Source organism: Marivivens sp. ABH4_498 (assembly GCF_056160585.1).
On record NZ_JBSWXL010000009.1, the window covers coordinates 39,248 to 54,651 of the forward strand.

Annotated in this window: 19 protein-coding genes; 11 read left to right on the top strand and 8 right to left on the bottom strand. The window is 55.3% G+C overall.

The genetic code is table 11. The features are described from left to right. Positions 1-5: 5 nt before the first annotated feature. Genes ACXAGA_RS15065 through purC form a run of 4 tightly spaced genes read right to left on the bottom strand, consistent with a single transcriptional unit; the run spans position 6 to position 3,472 of the window. Entirely contained in the window at positions 6-1,766 is a 1,761-nt protein-coding gene (locus ACXAGA_RS15065; RefSeq protein WP_475118294.1) for a sensor histidine kinase, read from the bottom strand. Between the two features lie 35 nt (positions 1,767-1,801). After that, positions 1,802-2,467, bottom strand: coding sequence for a phosphoribosylformylglycinamidine synthase subunit PurQ (purQ, locus tag ACXAGA_RS15070; RefSeq protein WP_475118295.1), 666 nt, complete (start codon positions 2,465-2,467; stop codon positions 1,802-1,804). After that, positions 2,467-2,697 carry a phosphoribosylformylglycinamidine synthase subunit PurS gene (purS, locus tag ACXAGA_RS15075; RefSeq protein WP_086450595.1) on the bottom strand — a complete coding sequence of 77 codons (231 nt, stop codon included), beginning with the start codon at positions 2,695-2,697 and terminating at the stop codon, positions 2,467-2,469. Before purS ends, purQ begins: the two co-directional genes overlap by 1 nt. Before the next feature lie 13 nt (positions 2,698-2,710). Next, positions 2,711-3,472, bottom strand: coding sequence for a phosphoribosylaminoimidazolesuccinocarboxamide synthase (purC, locus tag ACXAGA_RS15080; protein WP_086450596.1), 762 nt, complete (start codon positions 3,470-3,472; stop codon positions 2,711-2,713). Positions 3,473-3,651: 179 nt separating this feature from the next. Between purC and ACXAGA_RS15085 the strand changes: the two genes are divergently transcribed. From ACXAGA_RS15085 to ACXAGA_RS15105, 5 genes are all read left to right on the top strand, one after another. Continuing rightward, a complete protein-coding gene (locus ACXAGA_RS15085; protein ID WP_475118296.1) occupies positions 3,652-3,966 on the top strand; it encodes a DUF1476 domain-containing protein in 315 nt (104 codons plus the stop codon). 138 nt (positions 3,967-4,104) lie between these two features. Continuing rightward, complete coding sequence (gene bmt, locus ACXAGA_RS15090; protein ID WP_475118297.1) at positions 4,105-5,112, top strand: betaine--homocysteine S-methyltransferase; 1,008 nt, start codon at positions 4,105-4,107, stop codon at positions 5,110-5,112. A 121-nt stretch (positions 5,113-5,233) separates the two neighbouring features. Beyond that, complete coding sequence (locus tag ACXAGA_RS15095; RefSeq protein WP_475118298.1) at positions 5,234-5,932, top strand: corrinoid protein; 699 nt, start codon at positions 5,234-5,236, stop codon at positions 5,930-5,932. Continuing rightward, entirely contained in the window at positions 5,925-6,554 is a 630-nt protein-coding gene (locus ACXAGA_RS15100) for a DUF1638 domain-containing protein (protein ID WP_475118299.1), read from the top strand. Before ACXAGA_RS15095 ends, ACXAGA_RS15100 begins: the two co-directional genes overlap by 8 nt. Positions 6,555-6,635: 81 nt before the next feature. After that, positions 6,636-7,121 carry a heme-degrading domain-containing protein gene (locus tag ACXAGA_RS15105; protein ID WP_475118300.1) on the top strand — a complete coding sequence of 162 codons (486 nt, stop codon included), beginning with the start codon at positions 6,636-6,638 and terminating at the stop codon, positions 7,119-7,121. Here the strand turns inward: ACXAGA_RS15105 and ACXAGA_RS15110 are convergent. Further along, positions 7,118-7,525, bottom strand: coding sequence for a SufE family protein (locus ACXAGA_RS15110; RefSeq protein WP_475118301.1), 408 nt, complete (start codon positions 7,523-7,525; stop codon positions 7,118-7,120). The two genes, ACXAGA_RS15105 and ACXAGA_RS15110, sit on opposite strands and share 4 nt — an antisense overlap. Positions 7,526-7,648: 123 nt before the next feature. Here ACXAGA_RS15110 and ACXAGA_RS15115 point away from each other — a divergent pair, with 123 nt between their 5' ends. Further along, a complete protein-coding gene (locus ACXAGA_RS15115) occupies positions 7,649-8,119 on the top strand; it encodes a hypothetical protein (protein ID WP_475118302.1) in 471 nt (156 codons plus the stop codon). Between the two features lie 2 nt (positions 8,120-8,121). Here ACXAGA_RS15115 and rnd read toward each other — a convergent pair whose 3' ends face one another. Beyond that, positions 8,122-9,279 (bottom strand): ribonuclease D, encoded by a 1,158-nt coding sequence (gene rnd / locus ACXAGA_RS15120; RefSeq protein ID WP_475118303.1) that lies wholly within the window; start codon positions 9,277-9,279, stop codon positions 8,122-8,124. Positions 9,280-9,427: 148 nt separating this feature from the next. Between rnd and ACXAGA_RS15125 the strand changes: the two genes are divergently transcribed. Beyond that, a complete protein-coding gene (locus ACXAGA_RS15125) occupies positions 9,428-10,033 on the top strand; it encodes a Hint domain-containing protein (RefSeq protein ID WP_475118304.1) in 606 nt (201 codons plus the stop codon). Here ACXAGA_RS15125 and purN read toward each other — a convergent pair. Together purN and purM are read right to left on the bottom strand one after the other, a co-directional pair. Further along, entirely contained in the window at positions 10,030-10,626 is a 597-nt protein-coding gene (purN, locus tag ACXAGA_RS15130) for a phosphoribosylglycinamide formyltransferase (protein ID WP_475118305.1), read from the bottom strand. The genes ACXAGA_RS15125 and purN overlap by 4 nt on opposite strands. Beyond that, entirely contained in the window at positions 10,623-11,666 is a 1,044-nt protein-coding gene (gene purM / locus ACXAGA_RS15135; protein WP_475118306.1) for a phosphoribosylformylglycinamidine cyclo-ligase, read from the bottom strand. The genes purN and purM overlap by 4 nt, the downstream gene beginning before the upstream one ends. 222 nt (positions 11,667-11,888) lie before the next feature. On the opposite strand from purM, the gene ACXAGA_RS15140 reads away from it, so the two are divergent. Genes ACXAGA_RS15140 through ACXAGA_RS15155 form a run of 4 tightly spaced genes read left to right on the top strand, consistent with a single transcriptional unit; the run spans position 11,889 to position 15,403 of the window. Beyond that, a complete protein-coding gene (locus ACXAGA_RS15140; RefSeq protein ID WP_475118307.1) occupies positions 11,889-12,785 on the top strand; it encodes a siderophore ABC transporter substrate-binding protein in 897 nt (298 codons plus the stop codon). Then, positions 12,782-13,717, top strand: coding sequence for an ABC transporter permease (locus ACXAGA_RS15145; RefSeq protein WP_475118308.1), 936 nt, complete (start codon positions 12,782-12,784; stop codon positions 13,715-13,717). Before ACXAGA_RS15140 ends, ACXAGA_RS15145 begins: the two co-directional genes overlap by 4 nt. After that, entirely contained in the window at positions 13,710-14,654 is a 945-nt protein-coding gene (locus ACXAGA_RS15150; RefSeq protein ID WP_475118309.1) for an iron chelate uptake ABC transporter family permease subunit, read from the top strand. The genes ACXAGA_RS15145 and ACXAGA_RS15150 overlap by 8 nt, the downstream gene beginning before the upstream one ends. Further along, positions 14,651-15,403: an iron ABC transporter ATP-binding protein gene (locus tag ACXAGA_RS15155; RefSeq protein WP_475118310.1), complete on the top strand. Its 753-nt coding sequence runs from the start codon at positions 14,651-14,653 to the stop codon at positions 15,401-15,403. Before ACXAGA_RS15150 ends, ACXAGA_RS15155 begins: the two co-directional genes overlap by 4 nt. Position 15,404: the final 1 nt, after the last annotated feature.

The window sequence follows — 15,404 nt, forward strand, 5'->3', positions numbered from 1 at the left end:
CTACGTTACTCCGCTGCTTCGACGTCTTCGATATAGATAGGTAGCTGTACATCAAATACAGCCCCCCCATTTGCACCGTTATGTGCGGTGAGGCGACCCCCTAGGTCGTTCACAATGCCTGACGAAATCGCGAGCCCCAGCCCCACACCTTCGCCCGGTTGTTTGGTTGTGTAGAACGGCTCGAACAGCGCCTCTAGGTCTTCGATACCCGGGCCGTTGTCGCGCACGATCAGACGCACCGTGTCGCCAACAGTCAGCTGAATTTCGACAGCGGGATCATCGACACCTTTGGTTGCGTCCAATGCGTTGCGCATCAGGTTAATCAGCACCTGCTCTAGCCGCAGACGATCGCCGTAGATATAGGCGGGTTCGGTCGGGATCGTTTTCGTGATCGCGATCTTACGCGCCTTTAGCTGCGGTTCCATCATCGATAAAGCGGTGGAAACAGCATCCCGCACATCGACCTTTTCAAAAGCCTCTTTGCCTTTGCGGGCATAGGATTTGAGCTGTTTTGTGATTGCGCCCATACGGCCAATCAAATCATCGATACGCTGAAATGACGATAACGCTTCGTCCACGCGGCGCCGTTGCAACAGCAGCTTTGCCCCCGCCAGATACGTGCGCATTGCGGCCAAAGGTTGGTTCAATTCATGACTGACGGCGGCTGACATTTCACCCAAGGCCGCCAATTTGGACGATTGCGCCAGTGATTGTTCTGCGACCTCTAGCGTTTTCTCCATTCGCTGGCGCTCTGAAATTTCCCTTTGAAGGCGGATGTTTAGCGCGCGCAGTTCAGCCGATTCACGTTGAAACACAACAACGCGCGATGCCGATTTGCGGGACGACACCCAAAACGCCAATGCCAACAGGATCGCAAATCCCATGATTTCCAACGCCAGAACGCCGTTCACCTTTTCCCGCACGGAACTGTAGGTTGTGAAACTGACCATGCGCCAGCCTTGGAACGGAACGCGCGCTTCGCGGCGCATCACGGCTTCGCCTCGTAGGTAGGTATCAATGGGCGATACGGCCCAGTCACGGTTGAATGTGCTAAACGCACGATCAATAGCGTCGGATGGCGTCAGCGCAGTCAGCGCGTCGCCTTCGTTCATGCCGCGCCATTGCGGTTCGGTCGTGAGCACAATCGTGCCTTCGCTGTCAGCAACAAACACGGCGTCGGAAATACTGGCCCAGCTGCGTTCCAGTTTTTGCAGGTCAACCTCGACCGTGATCACACCCAAAAGGCCGGCCGCATCTTCCATCCTGCGCGAATAGACGAACGCATATCCGCCGGATTCGCCCTGCACTGTGGTGAAAATCGTAGAATTAGACCGCAGCGCATTGACGTAATAGGGATCAGTGCGGTGGTTTTCGCCCAAACGATTGCGATCCGTGGCCGCAACAGTGCGCCCGTCTTTGTCCAATAGCATCAAAGACGCAGCACCGATTTCATCGACAAACGACAAAAGCCGCTGGGTGGATAGCGTATATTCCGCCCCTTGCAGTGCGCGCAGCAATTCCGGGTCCCGCGCCAGCAACTGCGGCACGATAGAATTGCGCTGAAGTTCGGAAATCAGGTTACCGACATATAGCGTCATCCGCACCTCGGCGCGGTTGCGGGTGCTTTCGGTGAAACGTTCGGTCAGTAAAAGGTTGGTGAAATACACCACCCCGACCGCAATCATCACGAACAAAGCAAAGGCAAGCCGGTTAATCCAGCGGCCAAGTTTGATACGATTTACACGGTTCACGGGGTTATCACGCATGGGGCGATGTTACGCTCGCCCCACGCAATGCTCAATCAGGCGCTGACCAGTTGGTCCAGCAAAGAGCGGAAAAGCGCCTGTCCATCGGTGCCGCCATGGTTGGCATCAACAGCACGTTCTGGGTGTGGCATCATGCCAAGAACGCGACGGTTGTCCGACAGAACGCCAGCGATGTCCGCACGTGCGCCATTTGGGTTGTCTGTATAGGTGAATGCGATCTGACCTTCGCCTTGTAGGCGTGCCAGCGTTTCATCGTCACAGAAATAGTTGCCGTCGTGGTGCGCAACTGGGATGTCGATGATCTGACCGTCCGAGTAAGCCGAGGTAAACGCGCTATCGGTGGTTTCGACCTTTAGGCCGACGGATTTGCACACGAATTTCAAACCAGCGTTACGCATCAGCGCGCCAGGCAGCAGACGGGTTTCGGTCAGAACCTGAAAACCGTTGCACACGCCCAAAGCATAACCGCCTGCGTGAACGTGATCGATCAGGCCTTTGCACACCGGCGATTGGGCTGCAATCGCGCCGCAACGCAGGTAATCACCGAACGAAAAACCGCCCGGAACTGCAACCAGATCGACCTTTGGCAGTTCGGCGTCTTTGTGCCAAACAACGGTGACATCAGCACCGGCCTGTTCCAGTGCAACCGCCATGTCGCGGTCGCAGTTGGAACCCGGAAATTGAAGAACCGCCGCTTTCATTACGACAGCTCCACCGTGTAGCTTTCGATCACCGTATTCGCGAGCAGCTTTTCGCACATCTCTTTTACGGTTTCTTCGGATGTGCCTTCGGCCAGATCCAGTTCGATCACTTTACCCTGACGCACACCTTCGACACCGTCGAAACCGATCGCGCCCAAAGCATGGCGAACAGCTTCGCCCTGTGGGTCCAGAACGCCATTTTTCAGCATGACATGCACACGAGCTTTCATCGGGTGTATCCTTTTAGTTGATCAAGGTAGGTTTGTTTGGGTGGGTCACGTTCGAAGGCAGAACGCCCAAACGTTTCGCCACTTCGGTGTATGCGTCGGTCAGGTTGCCCAGATCACGGCGGAACACGTCTTTGTCCAGTTTCTGGCCGGTTTCGATGTCCCACAGACGGCAGCTGTCAGGGCTGATTTCGTCTGCAACAACCAGACGCTGGAAATCGTTTTCCCAAACGCGGCCGATTTCGATTTTGAAATCGATCAAACGGATGCCGACGCCGTGCATGACGCCCGACAGGAAATCGTTAACGCGCAGCGCCATGGATACGATTTCGTCCAGTTCCTGCTGTGTCGCCCAGCCGAATGCCGCGATGTATTCTTCGGGAACCAGCGGATCGCCCAGAGAGTCGTCTTTGTACGAAAATTCAACGATCGGACGCGGCAGTTGCATGCCCTCTTCCAATCCCAGACGTTTCGCCATGGAACCCGCTGCATAGTTGCGCACGATGACTTCTAACGGGACGATTTCAACCTGACGGCACAGCTGTTCGCGCATGTTCAGGCGTTTGATAAAGTGGGTTGGAATGCCCACAGCCTGCAAACCAGTCATAAAGAATTCGGACAGACGGTTGTTCAGCACGCCTTTGCCTTCGATCACCGCCTTTTTTTCGGCGTTGAACGCGGTCGCATCATCTTTGAAATACTGAACGATGGTACCTGGTTCTGGACCTTCGTAGATGATCTTTGCTTTGCCTTCGTAGATTTTGTTGCGACGCGCCATGCGGGAATCCCTATGATTGCCGCAGTGACGCGGCGTGAGTCTTGGCCCCGCGTATAGGGCAAGCCCCGAAAAGCTGCAAGAATATGACGTGAAATAGATGCGCAAATGGCGCGCTACCTTGGCACAAAGATGCACTGTCCCCATATCAATAGGACATTCACCCCTGATCGGAGGCCATGATGACCACATTTGATGACCGCGAAAACGCCTTTGAGACCAAATTTGCCCATGACGCCGAATTGCAATTCAAAGCAGAGGCCAGACGCAACAAATTGATCGGCCTTTGGGCAGCAGATCTGTTGGGAAAGACTGGCACAGAGGCCGAGGATTACGCCAAAGACGTCGTGAAAGCCGACTTTGAAGAGGTCGGTGACGAAGACGTTTATCGCAAATTGGCGGCCGATTTGAACGGAAAGGTCGACGATCAAACGATCCGTTCAAAAATGTCGGAATTTCTAAAAGAAGCCAAAGCGCAACTTGCCGCCCAAAGCTAACGAAACGTCGCTTTTGATCCATGGTGCGGCGGGTCCATCCGATTACCGGCCACGGCATAAGGCTATAACCATTTTAAATAGTGAATGCCCCGTGTAATGCGGGGCAAAATCTGATTCTTGGCATCTATGGGGTCCACCATGACGAACGCTCTGTCCAAACTACTTGAAACGCGTAACTGGCTGCTGGCCGACGGCGCGACCGGGACGAATTTGTTCAACATGGGCCTTAGCTCGGGTGATGCGCCCGAACTGTGGAACGTGGACGAACCCGAGAAGATCAAGGCGCTGTATTCGGGCGCGATCGACGCAGGGTCCGACCTGTTCCTAACGAACACCTTTGGCGGCAACGCATCGCGCCTGAAACTGCACAGCGCCGAAGGCCGCGTGCGCGAACTGAACCGCGCGGGCGCCGAACTGGGCCGCGAATTGGCTGACAAAGCAGGCCGCCCTGTGATCGTTGCAGGTTCGGTCGGCCCAACTGGTGAAATCATGGCGCCAATGGGCAGCCTGACCCACGAACTGGCGGTCGAGATGTTCCACGAACAAGCCGAAGGCCTGAAAGAAGGCGGCGTTGATCTGCTGTGGGTCGAAACCATTTCCGCGTCCGAAGAATACAAAGCCGCCGCCGAAGCCGCGAAACTGGCTGGCATGCCATGGGCCGGCACCATGTCGTTTGACACCGCAGGCCGCACCATGATGGGCATCACCAGCGCGGATTTGGCGAAATTGGTGGGCAAACTGGATCACCCGCCTTTGGCGTTCGGTGCAAACTGCGGTGTTGGCGCATCCGACCTGCTGCGCACCGTTTTGGGCTTTGCCGCGACGGGCACCGAAACCCCGATCATCGCCAAAGGCAACGCAGGCATCCCCAAATACCACGACGGCCACATCCATTATGACGGCACCCCTGAACTGATGGGCGACTATGCCGTTCTAGCGCGCGATTGCGGCGCGACCATCATCGGCGGCTGCTGTGGCACCACGCCTGAACATCTGGCCGCGATGAAAGAGGCGCTGGAAACCCGCCCTCGTGGTGAACGCCCTTCGCTGGATGAAATTGCCGCGAAACTGGGTGGATTTTCGTCCCAATCCGACGGCACCGACGACAGCGGACCAGAGCGCCGCAAATCCCGCCGCCGCGGATAAAAAACGACACGGGCGAATTCGCCCGTCGTTTACGGCACAACCAAAGTCGCAATCGGTTCAGACCGATTGCCGCTTTGGCCGCATCTAGAATAAAACAACGATGTGCATGAAAGCGATTGCCATGTCTGAAGATGATGATCTGATCCTGTCCGACCTGAACGACGAAGAGCTTGTCGAACAAATGTTCGACGACCTGTACGACGGTCTGAAAGAAGAAATCGAAGAGTCCGTAAACATCCTGCTGGAACGCGGATGGGCCCCTTACCGCATCCTGACCGAAGCGTTGGTCGGCGGCATGACCATCGTCGGCAAAGATTTCCGCGACGGTATCCTGTTCGTACCCGAAGTTCTGCTGGCTGCAAACGCGATGAAGGGCGGCATGGCCATCCTGAAACCATTGCTGGCTGAAACTGGCGCGCCGCGCGTTGGCAAAATGGTGATCGGCACCGTCAAAGGCGACATTCACGACATCGGCAAGAACCTAGTTTCCATGATGATGGAAGGTGCAGGTTTCGAAGTCGTCGATCTGGGCATCAACAACGCTGTGGAGTCCTACCTAGAGGCGTTGGAAGCTGAAAAGCCAGACATCTTGGGCATGTCTGCTCTGCTGACCACCACCATGCCATATATGAAAACCGTGATCGACACGATGGTCGAACAAGGCGTCCGTGATGATTACATCGTTCTGGTGGGCGGCGCCCCGCTGAACGAAGAATTCGGTCGTGCGATCGGCGCTGACGCCTATTGCCGTGACGCAGCCGTGGCTGTCGAAACCGCGAAAACCTTTGTCGCGCGCCGTCACAACCAAATGAATGCCTGATCTGAACGATCAGACACTTACGAATGACGGCCTCGCCCCGAATGGGCGGGGCCGTGTTTTGATTATCGCCTGCGGGGCCTTGGCCCATGAAATTCTGGCGATCAAACGCATGAATGGTCTGGACCACCTAGACCTTCAATGCCTGCCCGCGATCCTGCACAATCACCCCGAACGCATCACCGATGCTGTCCGTACCGCCGTGGAAAAACACCGCGCGGACTATGACCGCGTGTTTGTCGCCTATGCCGATTGCGGCACGGGCGGATTGCTGGAAATGGCTTGCGCCGACATGGGCGTCGGCATGATCCGCGGCCCGCATTGCTATGCGTTTTTCGACGGCGTGGACCAATTTGACTCCCGCGGCGAAGTCACCGCGTTTTTCCTAACCGATTTTCTGGCGCGTCAGTTTGATGCCTTTGTCTGGAAACCCTTGGGGCTGGATAAACACCCTGAACTATTGTCCATGTATTTCGGCAATTACGACAAACTGGTCTATCTAGCCCAAATCGACGATCCTGAATTGGACACTTTGGCCCAAAAACACGCGGATCGGATGGGGTTGGCCTATGAACGACGGTTCACGGGCTATGGTGAATTGGAAACCGCCATTCAACACGCATGACGCGTTTTGACACAAAATACGATCCACCCATTGTAGTTGCATTTCAACCGATTAACGTGGCCCCATTCCGGAGGAGCTATAATGTCCAGTGAACTGATTTCTGCCATTACCGATCAAGAAAAGCGTCTGGTTCTGGATGCTTTTGATGAAAACATCGCATTCGAATTGGGCTGCGCGCTGCGCGCCCGCGCCGCAGCCATGAACGCCCCTGTCAGCATCGAAATTCGGTCTGCGTCGCGGCGGTATTTCTTTGCGACCTTGCCGGGTGCAACGCCTGAAAACCAGGATTGGGGCCGCCGCAAGATCAACACAGTGCTACGCACTTATAAATCATCCATGCGCGCAGGTCTGGAATACAACGCCGAAGGCCGCGAACAATGGCCAGACGTCGGCCTGCGCTACGAAGATTTCGTGATTCACGGCGGCGGTTTTCCGATTTTCGTGAAAAACGTCGGCTTTGTTGCGGCGATCGGCATTTCGGGTCTGCCGTCGATCGAAGACCACGAAATTTCAACCGCAACACTGGCCGAATTTATCGGGATACAGATCGACCCCCTACCCCGTTAAGCTGCCGCAGCGGTCTGACGGATGCGTTCGATCATCGCGCGCACACCGTTGGATCGCTGTGCGGACAAATGTTCGTTCAGGCCCAAACGGCCCAATTCCGCATGTGCGTCGATTTTGCCAACTTCGGCCACAGGCACGCCGGAATACAGCGCGTGCAACACCGCGATCAAACCGCGGACGATCATCGCGTCGCTATCGCCTTCAAATGTGAATGTCCCGCCGTCCGTATGCGGCACGATCCAAACCTGACTTGCGCAGCCGTCAACCTTGGTCGCGGGAACCTTGAACGCATCATCCAGCGGCGGCATGGCTTTGCCCATATCGATCACGTGACGATAGCGGTCTTCCCAATCGTCCAGAAAATCAAAGGTGTCTGCGATTTCTTCAAAGGCGTCGGTGGCCATGGCTCGGTCCCTTCTTTGTCTTCCCTTTGGACTTAGGGTGCTATGGCCAAAACGTCCAGAGGATGCTTTCCAACAGGTTCAGTTTCGTCTACCAATTTTGCAAATGACGAAAAGAGGTACGACATGTTGCGGCAAATCGGTTTGGCAGCTTGCGTTTTAATCACCATCTCGGGCTGTGCCCGCATTTCGCAATCGCGCCTTAATCCACTGAACTGGTTTGGTCGCGCCGAACCTGTCGCTATTGTCACGGCCGAAGAAACGGTGATCCGCCCATTGGTTCCGGAAAATCGCGGGATCATCGTCGTGGATCAACGCGTTGCCGCAGATCAAATTACCACCCTTGCGATCGAACGGACGAACAATGGCGCGATTATTCGCGCAACCGCGCTGGTCACAGGACAGCCCTATAACGCCGAACTGGTTTTGGTCAGTTTAGAAAACGGGACAGCGACATATGCCTTTGTGACGGAACGCGGCGCATCTGCGGGCCAACAGGTGGTCACAGTCGCAACGCCCGTAGATGCAGCCTATCTGGCCCAAATCCGCCGTGTGGTGGTCCAAGGTCAAAACGGGTCGCTTCAAACGACCCGCTAAGATCACAATTTTATCGTGATGACGTCATTGCCCTTGGTCGCAAGGGCAATTTTACCTGCGCATAGTTCCAACGCTTCTTCGCCAAAAACTTCGCGACGCCAACCGGTTAGAGCCTTAACATCACGTTCGCCTGCCGCGATTGCGTCTAGATCAGCGGATGTCGCAATCAGTTTTTGTGCAACGCCTTCGGTCTCTGCCTTGGCCTTCAACAGTACGCGCAAAAGATCGGCCAAGGCTGGATTGACCTGCAGTTTTTCGCGGCTCTGATCTGGTTTTGGTGCGTCTTCTGGTTTGACCGCCATGCCGATTTTGATCGCCGTCAGAATGCCGTCGGCGATTTCGCCTTTGCGGGCTTCGCGCAGCAATAGTCGGGACCGGCTCAGGTCTTTTTCGGTCTCTGGTTTGGTTGATGCCAATTCAACCAAAGCATCGTCTTTGAAAACGCGACTGCGGGGAATGTTGCGTGATTGAGCATAGCCTTCGCGGAAACGGGCCAGTTCACGCACAATGGCCAAAAAACGACCCGAATTGGTGCGGGTTTTCACGCGTTTCCATGCATCCTCGGGGTGGGACACATAGGTTTGCGGATCATTCAACACGGCCAGTTCTTCGGACACCCAACGGGACCGGCCCGATTTTGCCAGACGTTTGGACAACACTTCGTAAATATCACGTAGGTGCGTCACATCTGCGACCGCATATTTCATCTGCGCATCTGTCAGTGGTCGGCGCGACCAATCCGTGAAACGCGATGATTTATCCAACGACGCATTTGCGATTTTACGAACCAGTGTTTCGTACCCAACCTGTTCGCCATAGCCGCAGACCATTGCAGCAACCTGAGTGTCGAACAAAGGTGTCGGGATGAAACCGGCATCCACGAAAAAGATTTCCAAATCCTGACGCGCGGCGTGGAACACTTTGACCACGGTGGTGTTCCGGAACAGATCATACATCGGTTCCAAAGACAGACCTTCGACCAAAGGATCGACCAAAACCGCGTCTTCGCCCAGATCATCCTGATAGGCCATCTGGATAAGGCAAAGTTTCGAATAATACGTACGTTCACGCAAAAATTCGGTATCGACGGTCACATATGGGCGTTTTGCTGCTTCTTCGCAAAAGGCGGCCAACGCCTCGGTCGTTGTGATGGTCTTCATTTACTGCGGCATCTCTGGATATTTTCATATGTTGTGTAGATTAATTCGATCCGATTGGAAAGATCACGACAGCATTTCACCCAAAAGCCGATTTATAAACCATAGGTGGAGGAGCAAACCGTTCATCATCCAAGGATGGAGTTGACGAATGCCCAAAGGATCCGACAACGGACTACATTTAGGACATTACAAAAACGGTAAAGCTTTTCCCTGTTTTGCTACGGGCACAGCCGTTTTGACCCCATTGGGGCAAAAACCCATCGAAACCCTGTCTGTCGGTGATCTGGTCCAGACGGTGGATCATGGCGCCCAGCCTATTCGCTGGATCGGCCAAAGCACAGTCGATGCGACCGACCGACTGGCCCCTGTCGTTATTCCGCAAGGTACGATTGCGAATGAACGCGATTTGATAGTGTCGCCACAACATCGGGTCGTGGTCAGCACCCCGTCAGCAGCACTATATCTGGGCGAACCGCAAATTCTGGTGCCAGCAATCGCGCTGGTTGGTTGGATGGGAGTTCATCGCAAACCCATGGCAGAAATCACCTATGTCCATGTGATGTTTGACCAGCATGAAGTCATCTTTGCCGAAGGTGCGGGCACGGAAAGCCTATTGATTGGGCCGCAGTCCCGTCAGGATCTACCACCAGAGGCGATGGACGAAATTCTGGAAATCTTTCCCGACCTTATAGAAAAGGCGCACATCCCTGCGCGCCCTTGCATTCCCAATCGGTTGGTAAAAGCCCTGCTTTAGCCCAAACGCAGCATGGTGCGGTCACCCGCAGCGTAGCGGCGCAGCACGGCAGGATACAATTTATGTTCCCATGCCAGCAGTCGCGCGGCCAATGTGTCAGCGGTATCACCAGGTTCAACCGCGATGACAGCCTGACCCAAGATAGGCCCGCCATCCAACTCTGCCGTTACTTCGTGCACGGAACAGCCGTGTTCCGCGTCACCCGCATCTAGCGCACGTTGGTGCGTGTGCAGACCTTTGTATTTCGGCAATAGCGACGGGTGAATGTTCAACATTTGACCGCCCCACCGTTTGGTAAAGGTTTCGGTCAGAATCCGCATGAACCCAGCGCAGCAGATGATATCAGGCTGCGCCTGTTCCAAAACGCGTGTCAGCTCTGCCTCGAACGCTTCGCGGTCTTTGCCGAATGGTTTGTGATCCACAACAGCCGTATCAACGCCCAGATCGGCGGCCTTTTTCAAACCGCCCGCATCAGGCACGTTGGACACGACCAGCACGGGTTCACATGGGTGATCCCCCGATTGCATATCCTGAACAAGCGAGACCATGTTGGACCCGCCGCCAGAAATCAGGATCGCAACGCGTTTCGTCACAGAAGCTTGCCCGAATAACGCACGCCTTCGCCTGCGGTGATGGTGCCGATGCGCGAAACAGTTTCGCCTTGATCCGCCAGCAATGCCGCCAGTTCATCAGCGCGATCCGCAGCGACCACAACGATCATACCCAGACCAGAGTTAAACGTTTTCAGCAGTTCCGATTCCGCCATGTCAGCGGTTTCAGCCAACCAACGGAATACCGCAGGCAGTTCCCATGCCGACAGATCGATATCTGCACCCAGACCTTCGGGCAGAACGCGTGGCAGGTTTTCGGTCAGACCGCCGCCAGTGATGTGCGCCAGCGCGTGAACGCCGCCCGCACGCACCGCTGCCAGTGCCTGTTTGACGTACAAACGGGTTGGCGCCAGCAATTCAGCGCCCAGCGAACCATCCGCGAATGGAGCCTTATCGTCCCACGACAGACCGGACATTTCGACGACTTTGCGGACGAACGAATAGCCGTTCGAATGCACGCCGTTCGATCCCAGCCCCAGCAAAACGTCGCCTTCGGATACGCCAGCAGGCAGATCCGCGCCGCGTTCCATTGCGCCAACCGCGAAACCGGCCAGATCGAAATCGCCGCCTTCGTACATGCCAGGCATTTCAGCGGTTTCACCACCGATCAATGCGCAACCGCTGTCTTCGCAGCCTTTGGCGATGCCGTTGATGATACGGGTCGCCGCATCAACATCCAGTTTGCCGGTCGCAAAGTAATCAAGGAAAAACAGAGGTTCAGCACCTTGGCACACCAGATCGTTGACGCACATCGCCACCAGATCGATGCCAACAGTGTCGACATTGCCGGTATCAATCGCGATACGTAGTTTGGTGCCAACGCCATCAGTGGCTGCAACAAGGATAGGATCGTTATAGCCTGCGCCCTTTAGATCGAACAGCGCGCCAAAGCCGCCAAGACCGGCCATAACACCAGAACGTGCCGTGCGTTTCGCCGCAGGTTTGATCCGTTCAACAAGCGTATTGCCAGCATCAATATCTACGCCAGCATCGGCATATGTCAGACCGTTCTTGTTTGTCATGGTAACCCTCTGTCTAGATTGCCGCTGCGATAGCGCATTCATGCGCGATGGGCAACGCCAAAGGGCAGAAATACAGTTCTGTGCATTTACGCAAAGGTGCTCTCGGAAAATTTACCGACCTTTTTTATCAACATTGGGTGGTCATCCCGAATTACCTGACGTAATTGGTGGGTTAATAGCCAACGCAAGTAGCCAGAAATTCAGGACATCAGGAAAAGTCTAATGACCCGTCATTTCACAATCTCTGCAGCGATCATCGCAATGGCTGCGCCAGCATTCGCCGAAACTGTTTCCATCGAAACCGCACTTGGCCCTGTCGAATTGGAATCTCAGCCAGCAACCGTCGCAGTTCTGGACATTGCACAGTTGGACATTCTGGACGCTTTGGGCGTATCGGGCCTGAATGCGCCTGACAAAACCTATTTCCCGCACCTTGCACAATACGCTGCGGGTCTGGGCACCCTGCATGAACCAAACTACGAAGCCCTGAACGCGCTGGCACCCGATCTGATCGTTGCCGGCAACCGTTCGTCGGGCAAGGTCGAAGATCTGTCCAAACTGGCGACAACCGTCGACATGACCATGCGCGGCTATGATCTGATTGACTACACCCGTTCGCGCATCACCGATTATGGCACCCTGTTCGGCCTAGAGGACAAAGCCGCCGAGCTGGTCGCGGCTCTGGAAGCCGAAGTAGCAGAAACCCAAGACCTAACCGAAGGTCGTGGCAACGCGCTAATCGTCATGACCAATGGTGGTAAAGTTTCGGCCTACGGTGCCGAAGGCCGCTTTGGCTGGCTGCACAACGAACTGGGTCTGGCCCCAGTGATCGAAGACATCGAAACCGTCACCCACGGCGAAGCGATTTCGTTTGAATTCATCGCAGAAACCAACCCTGACTGGATTTTGGTTCTGGACCGCGCAGCTGCCATCGGCCAAGAGGGCGAATCCGCAGCCGCGACATTGAACAACCCTTTGGTTGCTGGCACGACTGCAGGCCAAAATGGTCAAATCGTTTACCTGCCTTCGGCCGAAGTTTACGTTGGCGGCGGCGGTTATACATCGACCATCAAACTGCTTGACGCCGTTCAGGCAGCATTCGGCGACACCAATTCGTGACCCGAAACACAGCCATAGCATTATCGGCGCTGGCCGCATTATCTGTCGTAAGTGTTCTTACGGGGGTCGCGTCGCTGTCGGCTGATAATCTATGGCTGTTGTACCTTAGCCGCCTGCCCCGCACTGCAGCCGCGATCTTGGCTGGCGCGGGGCTGGCTGTTGCGGGCGTGATCATGCAAATGCTCGCCCGTAACCGTTTTGTTGAACCATCGACCGCAGGCACAGGCGAATCTGCCGCGTTGGGATTGGTGGCGGTCACCATTTTGGCCCCTAGATTGCCGATCTGGGTCCAGATGGGCGCGGCAACGACCAGTGCGCTGATCGGCACCGCAATTTTCCTGCAAATCGTCCGCCGCCTGCCCCGTCAGGATCCGTTAATGGTGCCCCTATCAGGCATCGTATTCGGCGGCATCATTGGCGCAGTGACCACGTTCATCGCTTATGAACGTGACCTGCTGCAATACATCGGCATCTGGATGGGCGGCGAATTTTCAGGCGTCATTCTGGGCCGTTATGAATACCTATGGATCGGCGGTGCAATGGCCATCGTTGCCTATATCTACGCGGATCGTTTCACCATTGCGGGCATGGGCGATAGCGCGTCCCATTCGCTGGGATTAAACTACCGCCACGTGATGCGGTTGGGGCTGGCTTTGGTGTCTATCATTTCGGCAATCACCGTCGTGACAGTGGGCATGATCCCATTTGTGGGGTTGGTTGTTCCCAACATTGTCGCACGCATCTATGGCGAAAACCTACGCCGCACCCTGCCCGTCGTTGCGATTTTCGGAGCCTGTCTGGTGTTGTTTTGCGACATTATTTCGCGGGTTATCCGATATCCGTTCGAAATTCCAGTCGGCACTGTTTTGGGCGTTCTGGGCGCGATTTTGTTCCTGTATTTGCTGCATACAAAGGCCCGTGCCCGTGCGTAACACCATCCTATTTTCGACCCTGATCGCGGGATTTGCCCTGTCATGCGGTTTGTTCATGACTTTGGGCGCGCGCGGAAATTGGGATTTCATTCTGGCATTTCGCGGCAGCAAACTGATGACGATGCTCACGATCGCCATCGCGATCGGCCAGTCCACAATCATTTTCCAAACCCTTAGCGGAAACCGCATCCTGACCCCATCCATCATGGGCTTTGACGCGCTATACCTGATGATCCAAAGCGCGCTGGTGCTGACCATCGGCAGCTTGGCTTATGCATCATTGGGATCATTCGTAAAATTCGCTGCGGAAACACTGGTCATGACCGGGGCCGCGCTGATCCTGTTTCGGCTCGTGTTGCGCGATGCCAGCGACATCAGCCGCATGATCCTAACGGGGCTAATCTTGGGCGTGTTGTTTCGCAGCCTGACATCCATGGTGAACCGGATCATTGACCCGAACGAATTTTCGATCATCCAGCAGGTCAGCTTTGCCCAATTCAACGCGATGAATCAGGATCTGACGATCATCGCCTTGGTCATCACATTGGCCTGTACGCTGTGGCTGTGGAGCCGTCATCGCGAATTGGACGTGATCGCATTGGGCCGCGAACATGCGATCAATCTGGGCATCGATCATGACCGCAGCACACGGCAGTTGCTGATTGTTGTCGCGCTATTGGTGTCAGTTTCCACGGCATTGGTCGGCCCCATCGTGTTTTTCGGCCTTTTGGTGTCCGCAGTCACCTATCAGATCGCAGGCACATGGCGACACGCGGTGCTGATCCCCGTTGCGTCGCTGCTATCTGCAATCATCCTAATCTTTAGCCAAACCGTTTTTGAACGCGTTCTGCACCTATCGGCCAGCGTCTCTGTCGTGATCGAAGGTCTAGGCGGTTTGGTTTTCCTATACCTGATTTTAAAAAGGCGACGCGCATGATTACCGTCCGCAATGTGTCGGTCACATTGGACCGCACCCCGATCCTGAAAGACGTCGACGCAACCGTCCCTGCGGGCCAGATGACGGCGCTGGTTGGCCCGAATGGAGCGGGCAAATCCACCCTTTTGGCAGCCATCGGACGCCTGACTGCAGCCGACACAGGCACGATCACAATCGGAGACAAAAACATATCCGATTTTGCCCCGCGGGATCTGGCATTGCGTTTGGCGATCATGCGCCAAGATACGCATGTCGCGCCACGATTGACCGTTCGGGATCTGGTTGGATTTGGGCGATATCCGCACAGCCACGGGCGCATGACACAGCGCGATCACGACGTCGTCGATGACATCATCGCCCGAATGGATCTGGCCGAATTTTCCGACCGTTTTCTGGACACCCTATCGGGCGGCCAAAGACAGCGTGCGCTGATCGCGATGTCATTGGCACAAGACACCGACATCGTCCTACTAGACGAACCTCTGAACAACCTAGATTTGGTTCACGCCCGCCGCGTGATGAAAATCGCGCGCGAAGAAGTTGAAAAAGGGAAAACCGTGGTTCTGGTTTTGCACGATCTGACGGTGGCGGGCAGCTATGCCGATCACGTGATTGCCATGAAAAACGGTGCCATCGCCGCCCAAGGACCAGTGGGTGATGTGATCAATGAACCTGTGCTGACAGACCTATACGATACACCTGTTCAGGTGATCGATGCCAATGGCCATAAGATCGTTGTAACGGTCTAAG

What these genes read in the sequence shown, in the direction of transcription:
- ACXAGA_RS15100 (WP_475118299.1), top strand. Translation starts at nt 5,925, where the DNA reads ATGCCTGATCTGAACGATCAGACACTTACGAATGACGGCCTCGCCCCG.
- purC (WP_086450596.1), bottom strand. Translation starts at nt 3,472, where the DNA reads ATGGCGCGTCGCAACAAAATCTACGAAGGCAAAGCAAAGATCATCTAC.
- purS (WP_086450595.1), bottom strand. Translation starts at nt 2,697, where the DNA reads ATGAAAGCTCGTGTGCATGTCATGCTGAAAAATGGCGTTCTGGACCCA.
- ACXAGA_RS15115 (WP_475118302.1), top strand. Translation starts at nt 7,649, where the DNA reads ATGTTGCGGCAAATCGGTTTGGCAGCTTGCGTTTTAATCACCATCTCG.
- ACXAGA_RS15125 (WP_475118304.1), top strand. Translation starts at nt 9,428, where the DNA reads ATGCCCAAAGGATCCGACAACGGACTACATTTAGGACATTACAAAAAC.
- ACXAGA_RS15085 (WP_475118296.1), top strand. Translation starts at nt 3,652, where the DNA reads ATGACCACATTTGATGACCGCGAAAACGCCTTTGAGACCAAATTTGCC.
- ACXAGA_RS15095 (WP_475118298.1), top strand. Translation starts at nt 5,234, where the DNA reads ATGTCTGAAGATGATGATCTGATCCTGTCCGACCTGAACGACGAAGAG.
- ACXAGA_RS15110 (WP_475118301.1), bottom strand. Translation starts at nt 7,525, where the DNA reads ATGGCCACCGACGCCTTTGAAGAAATCGCAGACACCTTTGATTTTCTG.
- bmt (WP_475118297.1), top strand. Translation starts at nt 4,105, where the DNA reads ATGACGAACGCTCTGTCCAAACTACTTGAAACGCGTAACTGGCTGCTG.
- ACXAGA_RS15155 (WP_475118310.1), top strand. Translation starts at nt 14,651, where the DNA reads ATGATTACCGTCCGCAATGTGTCGGTCACATTGGACCGCACCCCGATC.
- ACXAGA_RS15065 (WP_475118294.1), bottom strand. Translation starts at nt 1,766, where the DNA reads ATGCGTGATAACCCCGTGAACCGTGTAAATCGTATCAAACTTGGCCGC.
- ACXAGA_RS15105 (WP_475118300.1), top strand. Translation starts at nt 6,636, where the DNA reads ATGTCCAGTGAACTGATTTCTGCCATTACCGATCAAGAAAAGCGTCTG.
- purQ (WP_475118295.1), bottom strand. Translation starts at nt 2,467, where the DNA reads ATGAAAGCGGCGGTTCTTCAATTTCCGGGTTCCAACTGCGACCGCGAC.
- rnd (WP_475118303.1), bottom strand. Translation starts at nt 9,279, where the DNA reads ATGAAGACCATCACAACGACCGAGGCGTTGGCCGCCTTTTGCGAAGAA.
- purM (WP_475118306.1), bottom strand. Translation starts at nt 11,666, where the DNA reads ATGACAAACAAGAACGGTCTGACATATGCCGATGCTGGCGTAGATATT.
- ACXAGA_RS15140 (WP_475118307.1), top strand. Translation starts at nt 11,889, where the DNA reads ATGACCCGTCATTTCACAATCTCTGCAGCGATCATCGCAATGGCTGCG.